A 13,751-nucleotide genomic window follows, 5' to 3' on the forward strand; every position below is an offset into this window, starting at 1 on the left:
CGCACCGCACGGTGCGTGACGATGCTCCACTTCGGTGCGGCGACTGTGATCAGCACCGCCGGCGCGACCGCCGCAGGACCGGTACAAGCCTGTTGGACGCTCAAGCTGTTCCGGGGCCGGAAAATACGCGAGCGTCCAACAGCCCGTATGTGCTCCCCCGCCCGCTACTCGTGCAGCGAGCGCGGCGGCTCGGTCTCCTCGGGGGAGGAACCGGGGCCGAGGGCGGCGGTGGTGTCGGGCGCGGCTTCGGCCAGGGACGCGCGGGTCGAGTCGAGCGGGCCGGGGACTTCCTTGCGGGCCACGGCTTCCGCGGCGCGGACGGCTTCGGCCACCGCCGGGTCGGGAGCGGTGTCGAACCAGTCGGCCACCGACTCCTCGTCCTCCTCCGGGGTGCTGCGGGCGGGTTCGTCGGCGGGCGGTTCGTAGCGGAACACGCCGTCCTCGCCGGGCGCGCCGAGCATCCGGGCGAAGCCCTCCAGGGCCTTGCCGTAGTCCGAGGGCACCAGCCAGACCTTGTTCGCGTCGCCCTGCGCCATCTGCGGCAGGGTCTGCAGGTACTGGTAGGCCAGCACCTCCGGGGTCGGCTTGCCCGCCTTGATCGCGGCGAACACCTTCTCGATGGCCTTGGCCTGGCCCTGGGCCTGCAGGTAGCGGGCGGCGCGCTCGCCCTGGGCGCGCAGGATGCGGGACTGGCGCTCGGCCTCGGCGGCCAGGATCGCGGCCTGCTTGGCGCCTTCGGCGGACAGGATCGCCGCCTGCTTCTGGCCCTCGGCGGACTTGATCGCGGACTCCCGCTGGCCCTCGGCGGTGAGGATCATGGCGCGCTTCTCCCGGTCGGCGCGCATCTGCTTCTCCATGGAGTCCTGGATGGACGGCGGCGGGTCGATCGCCTTCAGCTCCACCCGCGCGACCCGGATGCCCCACCGGCCGGTCGCCTCGTCCAGCACGCCGCGCAGCTGGTTGTTGATCTGGTCGCGGGAGGTCAGCGTCTCCTCCAGGCTCATGCCGCCGACCAGGTTGCGCAGCGTGGTGGTGGCCAGCTGCTCGACGCCGACGATGTAGTTGGAGATCTCGTAGACCGCCGCGCGCGGGTCGGTGACCTGGAAGTACACCACCGTGTCGATGGAGACGGTGAGGTTGTCCTGGGTGATCACCGGTTGCGGCGGGAACGACACGACCTGTTCGCGCAGGTCGATGCGGGCGCGGACGCGGTCGAAGAAGGGCACCAGGATGTTCAGGCCGGGCGCGGCGGTGGTGCGGTAGCGGCCGAGCCGCTCGATCACCGCGGCGGTGGCCTGCGGGATCACCAGCACCGACTTGACCGCGACGATGAGCACGAACAACACCAGGACCGCGATGACGATCAACGTCGTGGTCACGTCTCTCCTCTCCTCTCCTAGCTGCCGGGTCCTACATGCCGAGCACGACGGCGGTCGCGCCCTGGATCTCGACCACGGTGACTTCCGCGCCGGGTTCGAGCACGCTGTGGTCCAGCGACCGCGCCGACCACACGTCGCCGCCGATGCGGACCCTGCCGCCGTGGGCGTCCACAGTGGACACGACGACGGCGGTGCTGCCCAGCAGCGCCGCGACGCCGGACTTGTGGTCCTGCCCGGCGGTGAGCCGCCGTTTGAGCGCGGGCCGCGCGCCGACGATCAGGCCGAGCGCGAGCACGGCGAACACCGCCGCGCTGACCAGCTCACCCGCGCCCAGCGCCGACACCCCGGCCGCGCCCAGCGCCGCGACGCCGAGCATGACCAGGACGAAGTCGCCGGAGAGGATCTCGGCCGCCACGAGGGCGACACCGAGGATCAACCAGATCAACGCGGCCACGGTGCCATCCTCCCACCATCGGGCCCGGCGCGTGACCGGTTCACCCGTCCCGCCCGTCGAACCGCCCCGCGGACTGCCCGTCGCATCACTCGTCGGGCTGCTCGTCGTCGGGCCCGCCGGCGGTGACGAAGTCGATCAGCCGCTCGACCGCGCCGAGCAGCGGGGTCTCCAGGTCCCGGAAGCCGCGCACGCCCGCCAGCACCCGCCGCCAGCCCGCCGCCGGCTCGCCCCAGCCCAGCGCGGCGCACACGCCGTCCTTCCACGGCACGCCGCGCGGAACCACCGGCCACGCCGCGATGCCGACCGACGCCGGTTTCACCGCCTGCCACACGTCCACGTACGGGTGACCGGTGACCAGGACGTGCTCGTCGCGGATGCCCTCGACCAGCCGGGACTCCTTGCTGCCCGGCACCAGGTGGTCGACCAGGACGCCCAGGCGGCGGCCGGGTCCGGTGCCGAACTCCGCGATCCGGTCGGCGAGCACGTCCACCCCGTCCAGCGGTTCGACGACGACGCCTTCGACGCGCAGGTCGTGGCCCCAGACGCGTTCGACCAGTTCGGCGTCGTGCAGGCCCTCGACCCAGATGCGGGAGTCGCGGGCGGTGCGGGCCTTGAGGCCTTCGACCCGCACCGACCCCGACGCCGAACGGGCCGGCTTGGCGGGAGCGGCGGCGGGGCGGACGAGGGTGACGGGCTTGCCGTCGACCAGGAACCCGGCGGGGCGCAGCGGGAACAGCCGTTCGCGGCCGTGCCGGTCCTCCAGCACCACCCGCCCGTGCTCGAAGCGCACGACGGCGCCGCAGAACCCGCTGGCGGGGTCCTCGGCGACCAGTCCGGGTTCGGCGGCCACCTCGGGCACCTTGCGCCGCTTGGGCCCCGCCGGCACGTCCCGTCCGTAGTCCTGTGATCGCACGACCCGCGACGCTAGCCGCTCACCCCGTCGTGTGACCGCCTGCCACGCCGGGGTCAGGCCAGGGACAGTGCTTCCTCGCGGCGGTCGGGGAAGAAGTCGGCGAACGCGGCGCACCACGCGGCCAGCCGGTCACCGTCCACGACGCCGGCCAGGGCGTCGATGCCGGAGCGCAGGTCGGGGGCGGCGTAGGCGAAGTCGACCGCGTCGGCGGCCGGGTCGCCGACGCACGGTCGGGGATCGATGGCGACCAGGCCGCGTTCGCCGGCGTCGAGGACGTTCTCCAGGTGCAGGTCGCCGTGCAGGAGGGTCGCGGTGACCGGGTCGCGGGCCAGTTTCGAGGCCGCCGCGTGGCCGGCGGTGTGGTCGCCGGGGCGGCGGCGGGCCAGCAGGTCGAACACGAAGTCGACGCGCTCGGCGAGGGTGGGGAAGTCGCCGCGGGGCGGGACGTGCAGCGCGTCGAGCAGGGCGGTCATGCGGGGCGGGTCGTAGACCGCGGGGGTGCCGGGCAGCAGGCCTTCCAGCAGCAGGGCGCCTTCGTCCACGTCGACCTCCAGCACCCGGACCACGCGCGGCGACGGTTCCCAGGCGCGCAGGGCGGCCAGTTCCTGCCGGGCGATCTCCGGGTCGGGGGTCAGTTTCAGCACCACCGGCCGGCCGGCGCGGTGGCACAGCAGGGTGTGCGAGGTGCCGCCGCTGAACACCCGGTCCGGTTGCAGGTCCCAGCGGGCGGACAGGGTGTCGACCAGGGCGGGCAGGTCGTCGAGCCAGGACTGCACGCCCGGGCCGAAGCGGGTGATGAGCGTCGCGGTCACGGCGGTGAGCTTCGCCGGTTCAGGCGTCGAGCCGCAAAATGAATTCCTCGACCTCCTCGCCGCGGCCCTCGGCGTAGCCGACGTCCTCGCCCACCGCGACGAACCCGCACTTGTCCAGCACCCGCAGCGAACCCAGGTTGTCCACCGCGGCCCGCGCGTACAGCGGCCGGGTCGGGTCGCGCTTGAGGAACTCGGTGAGCGCGGCGGTGGCCAGGCCCATGCCCCAGTACTCGCGGTCGATCCAGTAGGTCACCTCGGGTTCGCCGAACTGGGTGAACCGGGAGACGTGGCCGACGACGCGGCCGTCGAACTCGACGGTCTGAGTGAACACGGTGTCGTCGGCCAGGATCCGGGCCCACTTGACCAGGAACGCGGCCCGGTCGGTGGGGTCCGCGGCGACGAAGGCCGCCATGCGGTTGGCCTCGGGGTCGAGTTGGTGCTCGAAGAACACCAGCACGTCGGCCTCGGTCACATCGCGAAGCTGAACACCGCTCACCCCGCCGATTACACCCCATCGGCGGTCGCGCCGGCAGCACAAACGCGCCCGGCGCGGCGTGGGAAAGCAGGTGGGTCAGAAGGCGGGCCAGGGGATGGCGGGCCAGTCGTCGGAGGGCTCGGGGTAGACGCCGGCGGCCAGCAGCTTGTCGGCGCGTTCGGCCAGGGCGGCGACCTCGGCGCGGGTCAGGTGCTCGTGCAGCGCCTCCCCGAGCGCGCCGGACAGCTCCGCCCGCACCCGCGCCAGCCCGTCCACCGCCTGCTCGGGCAGCGGCTCGCCCAGGAAACCCCACAGCACCGTGCGCAGCTTGTCGTCGCTGTGCAGGCAGATCCCGTGGTCCACCCCGTACACGCCGCCGTCGTCGGCGTGCAGCACGTGCCCGCCCTTGCGGTCGGCGTTGTTGACCACCGCGTCGAACGCCGCCATCAGCCGCACCCGCGGGTGGTCGGCGTGCACCAGCACCGCCGGGTCACCGTGCCGGTCGTGGGCGCGCAGCACCGCCCGCCACCCCGGCCGCACCTGGTCCACCGGGACGATGTCGACCAGGTCGTCGTCCTCGCGGGTGTCCACCCACAGCTGCACCATGCCCGGCCCGAACGGGCCCGGCCGCAGCACCGTCGGCGGCACCAGCCCGAACCCGGCGGCCTGCGACACCAGGTAGGTCGCCACCTCGCGGCCCGCCAGGGTGCCGTCGGGGAAGTCCCACAGGGGCCGCTCGCCGCGCACCGGCTTGTACACGCACTGCGCGCTCACCCCGTCCGCGCTGATCGCGCAGAACAGGGTCGCGTTCGACGCGTCGACCAGCCTGCCCTCGACCTCGATCCGGCCGCGGGCAAGCAGATCGAGCACTCCGTCGTCACCGGGCCGCACGACCGCCGGTCAGCCTTCGTCCGAACGCCGGTAGCCGTTCTGCCGCGGGCACACGTGACCGTCGGGGTCCAGCGGCTCCGAGCACAGCGGGCACGGTTTGCGGCCCGCGCGCACCACCCGGTCGGCGCGTTCGGCGAACGCCCGCGCCTCCAGCGGGCTCAGGAACACCCGCACCGCGTCCGGCCCCTCCTCGGTGTCGTCGAGGACCACCGCCTCGTCGACCTCCTCCTCGGTCATGGCCAGCAGCTCGATGACCACCGCGCGGGACTCGGCGTCCCAGCCCAGCCCCATCGTGCCGACCTTGAACTCCTCCTCGACCGGCACCGTCAGCGGTTCGGTGTCCCGGAGGTCCTCGGGCACCGACTCGGGCACGTCCGCCCCGAACCGCCGGTGCACCTCCTCCAGCAGCGAACCGATGCGCTCGGCGAGGACGGCGACCTGTTGCTTCTCCAGCGCCACGCTCACCAGGCGCGCCTCTTCGGCCGCCTGCAGGTAGAACGTGCGCTCGCCAGGCTGCCCGACGGTCCCGGCTACGAACCGGTCGGGCTGGCGGAATACGTGGATGACGCGTGCCATGACACCAACGACCCTAGGCCACCGAGCCAAGATCGGCAGCCCTCCCCCGGGTTTTCCGTCATCTGTGGAGTCCGCGGCGCGCCCGATCGGCGCTCACCGGCTCGACCACCACCGCTATAGGGTCGCGGGCGTGGTGAAGATCGCACCGTACGGAACGTGGACATCGCCCATCGCCGCGGCCGACGCCGCCGCGGCCGGCGGCGGCCTGCACTGGGTGGACCTGCACGCGGGTTCGGCGTGGTGGGCGGAGGGACGACCGGCCGAGGCCGGCCGGGTGGCGCTGGTGCGCGAAGGGCGGGACCTGCTGCCGCCGCCCTGGAACGTGCGCAACCGCGTCCACGAGTACGGCGGGCGGCCCTGGGTGGTCCTCGACACCGCCGACGGGACCCGCGTGGCCTTCACCAACTGGGACGACCAGCGCGTCTACCTGTTCGACCCGGACGCCGACCCCGTGGCCCCGGTGCCCATCACCGACGCCCCGCAACGCCACCACGGGGTCCGCTACGCCGACCTGACCGCCGGACCCGGCGGCACCGAGGTGTGGTGCGTCCGCGAGACCGTCACCGGCGACAAGCGCACCGACATCCACCGCGACCTCGTCGCCATCCCCCTCGACGGCTCCGCACCCCGCGTGCTCGCCGCCAGCCACCACTTCATGACCGGGCCGCGCCTGTCGCCCGACGGCACCCGGTTCGCCTGGATCGGCTGGGACCACCCCAACATGCCGTGGGACGGCACCGAACTGTGCGTCGCCGACGTCGGCTCGACCGAGCACCGGGTGGTCGCGGGCGGGCCGGAGGAAGCGGTGTGCCAGGTCGAGTGGGACGGGCCGGACCTGCTCGCCCTCACCGACCCCGACGGCTGGTGGAACCTGCACCGCATCAGCCCCGACGGCACCCGCACCCACCTCGCCCCGTGCGCCGAGGAACTCGGCGGCCCCATGTGGCGGCTGGGCAACCGCTGGTTCGCCACCCTCGGCGGCGGCCGGCACCTCGTGCTGCGCTCCGGCGCGCTCGCGGTGCTCGACGAGCGGTCCGGCACCGTCACCGACGTCGACAACGACCTGCCCGTGTGGGGCGCCCACCTGGCCGTGCACGACGGGGTCGTGGTCAGCAGCGCCGCCGGGCCCCGCGAGGAAGCCGCCGTGGTCCGGCTGGACCTGTCCACCGGCGAGTTGACCCGCCTCACCGAGCCCCCCGCCGCGCTGCCGCCCGCCGACTACCTGCCGGTGCCCGCCGAACGCGTGTTCACCGGCCCCGACGGGCAGGACGTGCCCGCCTACGTCTACCCGCCCACCAACCCCGACTACGCCGGCCCCGACGACGAACGCCCGCCGTACGTGGTGCACGTCCACGGCGGCCCCACCGGCCGCAGCGCGCCCGTCCTCGACGTCGACATCGCCTACTTCACCAGCCGCGGCATCGGCGTCGTCGCGGTCAACTACGGCGGCTCCACCGGCTACGGCCGCGCCTTCCGCGAACGGCTGCGCGGACAATGGGGCGTCGTGGACGTCAACGACTGCGCCGCCGTCGCCCAGGCCCTGGCCGACGAGGGCACCGCCGACCCCGCCCGCCTCGGCATCCGCGGCGGCAGCGCCGGCGGCTGGACCTCCGCGGCGTCGATGACCTCGGTCAAGACCTACCGGTGCGGCATGGTCGCCTTCCCGATCCTCGACCTGCGCGGCTGGACCGGCGACGGCGGCGAGACCCACGACTTCGAGTCCCGCTACGTCGACGGCCTCGTCGGGCCCTGGCCCCAGGCCGCCGACGTCTACGCCGAACGCTCCCCCTCCCACCGCGTGGACCGGCTCGCCGGACCCGTCCTGCTGCTGCAGGGCCTGGAGGACGAGATCTGCCCGCCCGAGCAGGCCGACCGGTTCGTCGCCGCCCTGGACGGCACCGGCATCCAGCACGCCTACCTGACCTTCGAGGGCGAGCAGCACGGGTTCCGCAAGGCCGAGTCCATCATCGCCGCGCTGGAGGCCGAACTGTCCTTCTACGGCCAGGTCTTCGGGTTCACCCCGCCCGACGTCCCCGTCCTGCCCCTGCGCCGGTGACCCGACGAGAAGGCCCCGTGCCCGCCCCGGCGGGCACGGCCCGGCCCACCACCGCACACGCCGCCCAACCGCCGGGCGAACGCGCCCTGCGCCTGGTCCACTCCGCCCCCGCCGCAGGGCCCGCCCACCCCGAACAGCGCGGCCGGCCCGGCGACGGCCTGTTGCGCGCCGGCGACCGGGTCGCGCTCGTCGCACCCGCCGGACCCGTCGCACCCGGGATGCTGCGCGCCGGCACCGCCTGGCTGGAGGCGTGGGGCCTGGAAGTCGTGCACGGCAAGCACGTCAGCGACACCCACCCGACCCTGCCCCACCTCGGCGGCACCGACGCCGACCGCGCCGCCGACCTCACCGAGGCCCTCACCGACCCCGCCACCACCGCCGTCTTCTGCGCCCGCGGCGGCTACGGCTGCCAACGCGTCCTGGACCTCGTCGACTGGACCGCCGTCGAACACGCCGAACCCAAGGCGTTCATCGGCTCCAGCGACACCACCGTCCTGCACGACCGCCTCAACCGCCTCGGCCGCCGCACCTGGTTCGGCCCCATGCCCGCCACCCCCGCCTTCGTCCACGACGGCGCCGCCCGCGACCACCTGCGCCGCGCCCTGTTCACCGGCGACCCCGGCCCCTACCGCGGCACCGCCCTCGTCCCCGGAACCGCCACCGGCCCCTCCACCGGCGGCACCCTCACCCTCCTGGACACCCCACCACCACCCGGCGCGATCGTGTGGCTCGAAGACGTCGACGAAGCCCCCTACCGCCTCGACCGGACCCTCACCGCCCTGCTGCGCCGCGGCTGGTTCAACGACGTCGCCGGCCTCGTCCTGGGCTCCTTCACCGGCTGCGGCGACCACGCCGACGTCCATGCCGTCCTGCACGACCGCCTGGCCGGCCTGGGCATCCCGATCGTCGCCGACGTCCCCTTCGGCCACTGCGCCGCCCAACGCACCATCCCGTTGGGCACCACAGTCCACCTAGACCAAGCCACCGTCACGATCGCCGGCTAGCCGCCCCGCCCGACGCGGCTCGGCACCCGGTGGGCAGAACAACTAGCGGATGCGCTCCAAACTCCGAGCCGCCTCCACCAACTCCTCCGCCAACCGCCGCAACTCCGCCCGCCCCGCACCGTCCGACGCCGCCGTCGCCACGTCCTCCGCCGCGCACCGCACCTGGAACAGCCGGTCCTGCAGATCCGCCAGCTCACCCGAGGACAGCACCACCGCGTCCTCCGGCAACCCGCCCCGCTGCACCGCCGCCCGACGCTCGTACGCCCGCTGCCGGCACGGCTGCGCGCAGTACCGCCGCGGCCGGCCGATCCGACCGCTGTCGGGCAGACGACGACCACACCAGGCGCAGTGCCTGGCCTCCTCCCGGCGCGGCGCCACAGCCTCCCCGGTCACCAGCTCCATGACGCGCGACCGTATCCGGCTACCCACCGGTCACCCCCACGCCACGCCGCCAAGGCAGACTCTCCCGCTGTGACCACGAACCACCCCTACCTCTCCGGACCCCACCCCAGGGCCTTCGCCCACCGCGGCTGGCACCTCGACGACCTCACGGGCATGGAGAACTCCCTGGCCGCGTTCCGCCGCGCCGCCGACGAAGGCTTCCACTACCTGGAGACCGACGTGCACGCCACCTCCGACGGGGTGGTCGTGGTCCACCACGACGACGTCCTCGACCGCACCACCGACGCCACCGGCCCCGTCGCCACCCAACCCTGGTCCACGGTCAAAAAAGCCAACGTCGGCGGACGCGAACCCATCACCCGCCTCGAAGACCTCCTCGAAGAACTCCCCGACGCCAAGCTCAACATCGACGTCAAATCCGACCAGGCCGTCGACCCCGTCATCACCCTCCTGCGCCGCACCAACGCGCTGCACCGCGTCTGCCTCGCCTCCTTCAGCGAAAAACGCCTCGCCCGCCTGCGCCGCCTCGCCGGCCCCGACCTCATGACCAGCATGGGACCCCGCTCCGCCGGCGCCCTGTGGGCCGCGGGCCGCATCCCCCTCATCGGCCTGCCCGTCGCCGGGCTCATCGCCCAGGTCCCCGCCACCCAGGGCCGCCTCACCGTCGTCGACCACCGCTTCGTCCGCGCCGCCCACCGCCGCGCGCTCGAAGTCCACGTCTGGACCATCGACGACGAAACCGACATGACCCGCCTGCTCGACATGGGCGTCGACGGCCTGGTCACCGACCGCCCCGACCGGCTCCGCGACGTCCTCAAGACCCGCGACCAGTGGCCCGCCCGCTGAAGTTCACAACAGGTTGGGACGTGATCACCACAACCGGCCGACCGGGGAAGTACAGTCCGCCCCCATGAGCGTGGCCGACACCCCAGCACCCGCGATCGACCGCAAACGGGAACAACGCGGATGGGTCTGGTACGACTGGGCGAACCAGGTCTTCACGACCTCCGTGATCACGGTGTTCCTCTCCGGCTACCTCACGGCCGTGGCCAAGCAGGCCGCCCGCGAGGACACCGCCCGCAACGGCCCCGACGCCTGCGCCACCAGCTCGCTGCAGCAGTGCGACATCTCCGCCTTCGGCGCCCACTTCCCCGCCGGCTCCCTGTGGGGCTTCCTGCTCTCGGTCGCCACCGTCGTCCAGGTCGTCGTCCTGCCGATCATGGGCGCCATCGCCGACCGCACCCAGAACAAGCGCGCCATGCTCGGCGGCCTCGCCTTCACCGGCGCCACCGCCACCGCCGCACTCGCCTTCGTCGCCGGCAGCAACTGGCAGCTCGGCGTCGTCCTGTTCATCATCGCCAACATCTGCTACGGCGCCTCGATCGTCGTCTACTACGCCTTCCTGCCCGAGATCGCCACCCCCGACGAACGCGACGCCGTCTCCAGCCGCGGCTGGGCCTTCGGCTACCTCGGCGGCGGCCTCGCCCTCGCCGTCCACCTCGGACTGTTCCTCGGCCACGACGCACTCGGCCTGTCCGAAGCCGCCGCCGTCCGCGTCGCCTTCGTCCTCTCCGGCATCTGGTGGGCCGCGTTCACCTTCATCCCGCTGGCCCGCCTCAAGCGCCACCAGCAACCCCACGGCGGCGAATCCGGCGCCTCTGTCATCACCGCCGGGTTCAAGGAACTCCGCCAGACCCTCCGCCTGGCCCTCGGGTTCCCGCTCACCCTCGCGTTCCTGGGCACCTACCTCATCTACACCGACGGCATCGCCACCGTCGCCAACGTCTCCGCCCAGTACGGCCGCGAAGAGCTCAAGCTCGACGAGACCGTCCTGATCGCCACCATCCTCATCGTCCAGTTCGTCGCCTTCGGCGGCGCCATGCTGCACGGCTGGATGGCCAAGCGCTGGGGCGCCAAGCGCACCATCATGATCAGCCTCGTGGTGTGGATCGTCGTCCTCGCCGCCGCCTACTTCGTCCAGCAGGGCCAGCAGACCCAGTTCTACGCGCTCGCGGTGGGCATCGGCATCGTGCTCGGCGGCACCAACGCCCTGTCCCGCTCCCTGTTCTCCCAGATGATCCCGCCCGGCCGGGAAGCACAGTACTTCTCCCTCTACGAGGTCGGCGAACGCTCCACCTCGTGGCTGGGCCCGCTGGTGTTCGCCGGCGTCGGCCAGGCCACCGGCTCGTTCCGGCTCGCGATCATCAGCCTGGTGATCTTCTTCGTCATCGGCTTCGTCCTGATGATCTTCGTCCCGGTCCGCAAGGCCATCACCGCGTCGGGGAACCCGCTGCCCGCCAAGGTCTGACCACGACCACCACACCCGTGGTGATCACCGCCGCCACCCCGAACGCCACCGGCGACAACGGCACCGCCAACCCCCACACCGCACCCAGCCCGAGCCCCGCCACCACCGTCGCCCACCACCGCGCCCGTGGTACCGGCGGGGCCTCCCGGTGCCACCCCAACACCAACGCCACCAGCGTCACCCACGACAACACCACCGGCACCAACGCCCAGGGCTCCTGCGCCACCAACCCCCCGTGCACGGCCAACACCCCCACCGCGGCCTTCACCGCCGCCCACTGCCGCCACGCCACCCCCGCGACCGCCACCGCGACCAACGCGTCGAACCACCACACCCACACCCCGCCGAACCGCGCCACCGACCCCAACCCCTGCCCGGCCGACACCACGTGCCCCAGCAGCCCCGCCAACGCCACCACCCGCGCGAGGACCCCGGCCCGCCGCACCGGCCCGAACCGCACCCGGACGGCGAGGTCCACCGTCGCCCACGCCTCACCCCACCCCGGCCACCCGTGCTCCAGGTCCAGATCGGCGTCCACCCCGTCGGCGCGCTCGGCCAGGAAGATCCCGACCATCTCCTCCTCCCGCTCCGCCCGGTACCAGGCGGGCAACACCCGCAACAGCCGCCGGTAACGACGCTCCAGGTTCGAACCGCGCTCCACGTCCGAACCCGGCCCGATCCCCGCGTTCACCGCGCCTCCCTCGCCCGCAGCACGGCCGACGCCGCCCGCACGTTCGCCGACAACCGCGCGACCTCCGCGCTCAACGCCCGCACCCCCGCGTCGGTCAACCGGTAGTAGCGCCGCAACCGACCCTGGTGCACCTCCTCGCGGTCCCGCTCCGCCAACCCCTCGGCGACCAGCCGGTCCAACACCCCGTACAGCGTCCCGACCCGCAACCGGGTCCGCCCCTCCGACAGCGTCTCCACCGCCTGCACGATCGCGTACCCGTGCATCGGCTCCTCCGCCAACGCGGTGAGCACCAGGAACGCCTGCTCCGACATACCTCTCACACCGCAGGTTATATCGCAAAGCGGTATATACCCGCCAGAGGCACATCCTGCTTCCGGTGCGGGTGGTGCGGCGCCCCGCGCTCATCGGTAGAACCGCACCACCTCGGGAATCATACTTTTGGGTGACACTGAAGCTATTGACAGCACCAACCCTGCTTTACTGGCAGCGCGCCGCCGTGACACCCCAGTAGATGAACGACTGCGACGTCGTCTTCGTCGACCAGTACCGCCACGTCACCGACAGGAACGACCGCGACCCCACCAACGTGTAGGTCGTGTTGCCACTGCTGAACGACGCCGTCCCGCACCGCAGGTCGAACTCCGACAACGTGTCCGCGGACGTCCGAGTCAGGTCGACCTCCGCCACCGCGTTGCCCTCCCCGTCACACCGCACCGCGTACGCGTGCGAGTAGGTCGCGAACGCGGCCCCCTCCCCCTTGTACGTCACGTGCCACGTCCGGAACGACGTCGTCAACGTCGCCGTCGACGACCCCACGTAGCTGTGGAAGTACGTCCCCACCGGCACGTAGTACTCCCCGTTCCACGCCCACTTGTAGGTCTTGAACGTCTCGGTCTGGTTGCACGCCGGCACCGGCACCGCCGACGCCGGCGTCACCACCGCCAACGACGTGATCAGGCACAACACCAACAACGACAGGGCTTTGCGCACCATCGCCAACCTCCTTGTGCGACAACGGATGACAGGAGGAGCGATCAGCCGGCGCGGTGATACCACTAAGGTGGCCCGCCGTGGAGCCGACCAACCCCAGCACAGACCCCACCGACGCCCTGTCCTCGGTGCCCGCCGCCGGCGCCCGCCGCGGCGTCACCCCCACCGGCAGGCTCCGGTTCTTCTTCGGCCCCATGGACTGCGGCAAGTCCACCCTCGCCCTGCAGATCGACCACAACCAGGCCCGCCAGGGCCGCAGCGGCCTCCTCCTGGTCCGCCACGACCGCTCCGGCACCCCCAGCATCACCAGCCGCATGGGCCTGGCCCGCCGCGCCATCGAGGTCCACGAGGACATGGACCTGTGCGCGCTCGTGCGCACCCACTGGTCCCGGGGCACCCGCGTCGACTACCTGATCGTCGACGAAGCCCAGTTCCTCCACCCCGCCCAGGTCGACCAACTCGCCGAACTCGCCGACGACGCCCAGCTCGACGTCTACTGCTTCGGCCTGGCCACCGACTTCCGCAGCACCCTGTTCCCCGGCTCCGCCCGCCTGTTCGAACTGGCCGACGAACTCAACGCCATCCAGGTCGAGGTCCTGTGCTGGTGCGGCCACCCCGGCCGCTTCAACGCCCGCGTCCACGACGGCGACGTCGTCCGGGCCGGCGACACCGTCCTCGTCGCCGACACCGCGGCCACCACCGAGGAAGTCCGCTACCAGGTCCTGTGCCGCCGCCACTACCGCACCGGCGACCTCGGCCCCACCGCCGTCGACAGCCGCCAACTCAGCCTCACCTGACGA

At 72.8% G+C, this 13,751-nt stretch carries 16 protein-coding genes; 5 read left to right on the plus strand and 11 right to left on the minus strand.

The features are described from left to right. Window positions 1–164 precede the first annotated feature (164 nt). The 7 genes from RIN75_RS07285 to RIN75_RS07315 all read right to left on the minus strand — a co-directional run bounded on the left by RIN75_RS07285 (window position 165) and on the right by RIN75_RS07315 (window position 5,500). Window positions 165–1,379 (minus strand): SPFH domain-containing protein, encoded by a 1,215-nt coding sequence (locus RIN75_RS07285; protein ID WP_309111018.1) that lies wholly within the window; start codon window positions 1,377–1,379, stop codon window positions 165–167. Window positions 1,380–1,410: 31 nt separating this feature from the next. Beyond that, window positions 1,411–1,833, minus strand: a complete 423-nt coding sequence (locus tag RIN75_RS07290; RefSeq protein ID WP_309111019.1) for an NfeD family protein — start codon at window positions 1,831–1,833, stop codon at window positions 1,411–1,413. An 85-nt stretch (window positions 1,834–1,918) separates the two neighbouring features. After that, window positions 1,919–2,746: a DUF3097 domain-containing protein gene (locus RIN75_RS07295; protein WP_309111020.1), complete on the minus strand. Its 828-nt coding sequence runs from the start codon at window positions 2,744–2,746 to the stop codon at window positions 1,919–1,921. Between the two features lie 53 nt (window positions 2,747–2,799). Beyond that, window positions 2,800–3,558: an aminoglycoside phosphotransferase family protein gene (locus RIN75_RS07300; RefSeq protein WP_309111021.1), complete on the minus strand. Its 759-nt coding sequence runs from the start codon at window positions 3,556–3,558 to the stop codon at window positions 2,800–2,802. Between the two features lie 19 nt (window positions 3,559–3,577). Next, window positions 3,578–4,030 carry a GNAT family N-acetyltransferase gene (locus tag RIN75_RS07305; RefSeq protein ID WP_309111022.1) on the minus strand — a complete coding sequence of 151 codons (453 nt, stop codon included), beginning with the start codon at window positions 4,028–4,030 and terminating at the stop codon, window positions 3,578–3,580. A gap of 99 nt (window positions 4,031–4,129) precedes the next feature. After that, window positions 4,130–4,924: an SCO1664 family protein gene (locus RIN75_RS07310; RefSeq protein ID WP_375295923.1), complete on the minus strand. Its 795-nt coding sequence runs from the start codon at window positions 4,922–4,924 to the stop codon at window positions 4,130–4,132. 9 nt (window positions 4,925–4,933) lie between these two features. Continuing rightward, window positions 4,934–5,500 (minus strand): DUF3090 domain-containing protein, encoded by a 567-nt coding sequence (locus tag RIN75_RS07315; protein ID WP_309111024.1) that lies wholly within the window; start codon window positions 5,498–5,500, stop codon window positions 4,934–4,936. A gap of 130 nt (window positions 5,501–5,630) precedes the next feature. On the opposite strand from RIN75_RS07315, the gene RIN75_RS07320 reads away from it, so the two are divergent. Together RIN75_RS07320 and RIN75_RS07325 are read left to right on the plus strand one after the other, a co-directional pair. Continuing rightward, window positions 5,631–7,556: a prolyl oligopeptidase family serine peptidase gene (locus RIN75_RS07320; RefSeq protein WP_309111025.1), complete on the plus strand. Its 1,926-nt coding sequence runs from the start codon at window positions 5,631–5,633 to the stop codon at window positions 7,554–7,556. Window positions 7,557–7,573: 17 nt separating this feature from the next. Next, the gene (locus tag RIN75_RS07325) at window positions 7,574–8,560 is read left to right on the plus strand and encodes an LD-carboxypeptidase (RefSeq protein ID WP_309111026.1); all 987 of its coding nucleotides are present in this window, start codon (window positions 7,574–7,576) and stop codon (window positions 8,558–8,560) included. A gap of 42 nt (window positions 8,561–8,602) precedes the next feature. On the opposite strand, the gene RIN75_RS07330 is transcribed toward RIN75_RS07325, so the two are convergent. Continuing rightward, the gene (locus RIN75_RS07330; protein WP_309111027.1) at window positions 8,603–8,962 is read right to left on the minus strand and encodes a hypothetical protein; all 360 of its coding nucleotides are present in this window, start codon (window positions 8,960–8,962) and stop codon (window positions 8,603–8,605) included. Window positions 8,963–9,031: 69 nt separating this feature from the next. Between RIN75_RS07330 and RIN75_RS07335 the strand changes: the two genes are divergently transcribed. Next, a complete protein-coding gene (locus RIN75_RS07335; protein WP_309111028.1) occupies window positions 9,032–9,808 on the plus strand; it encodes a glycerophosphodiester phosphodiesterase family protein in 777 nt (258 codons plus the stop codon). A gap of 64 nt (window positions 9,809–9,872) precedes the next feature. Further along, window positions 9,873–11,270 (plus strand): MFS transporter, encoded by a 1,398-nt coding sequence (locus RIN75_RS07340; protein ID WP_309111029.1) that lies wholly within the window; start codon window positions 9,873–9,875, stop codon window positions 11,268–11,270. Here RIN75_RS07340 and RIN75_RS07345 read toward each other — a convergent pair. From RIN75_RS07345 to RIN75_RS07355, 3 genes are all read right to left on the minus strand, one after another. Next, window positions 11,233–11,961: a hypothetical protein gene (locus tag RIN75_RS07345; protein ID WP_309111030.1), complete on the minus strand. Its 729-nt coding sequence runs from the start codon at window positions 11,959–11,961 to the stop codon at window positions 11,233–11,235. The genes RIN75_RS07340 and RIN75_RS07345 overlap by 38 nt on opposite strands. Beyond that, window positions 11,958–12,272, minus strand: coding sequence for a PadR family transcriptional regulator (locus RIN75_RS07350; protein WP_309111201.1), 315 nt, complete (start codon window positions 12,270–12,272; stop codon window positions 11,958–11,960). The genes RIN75_RS07345 and RIN75_RS07350 overlap by 4 nt, the downstream gene beginning before the upstream one ends. 166 nt (window positions 12,273–12,438) lie before the next feature. Continuing rightward, the gene (locus RIN75_RS07355) at window positions 12,439–12,954 is read right to left on the minus strand and encodes a hypothetical protein (protein ID WP_309111031.1); all 516 of its coding nucleotides are present in this window, start codon (window positions 12,952–12,954) and stop codon (window positions 12,439–12,441) included. A 77-nt stretch (window positions 12,955–13,031) separates the two neighbouring features. Here RIN75_RS07355 and RIN75_RS07360 point away from each other — a divergent pair, with 77 nt between their 5' ends. Beyond that, on the plus strand, window positions 13,032–13,748 hold the full coding sequence (locus RIN75_RS07360) for a thymidine kinase (RefSeq protein ID WP_309111032.1): 717 nt from the start codon (window positions 13,032–13,034) through the stop codon (window positions 13,746–13,748). Window positions 13,749–13,751: the final 3 nt, after the last annotated feature.

Origin of the sequence: Saccharothrix sp. (genome assembly GCF_031180885.1) — a bacterium.
In the GTDB taxonomy this organism is placed as follows: Bacteria; Actinomycetota; Actinomycetes; order Mycobacteriales; family Pseudonocardiaceae; genus Actinosynnema.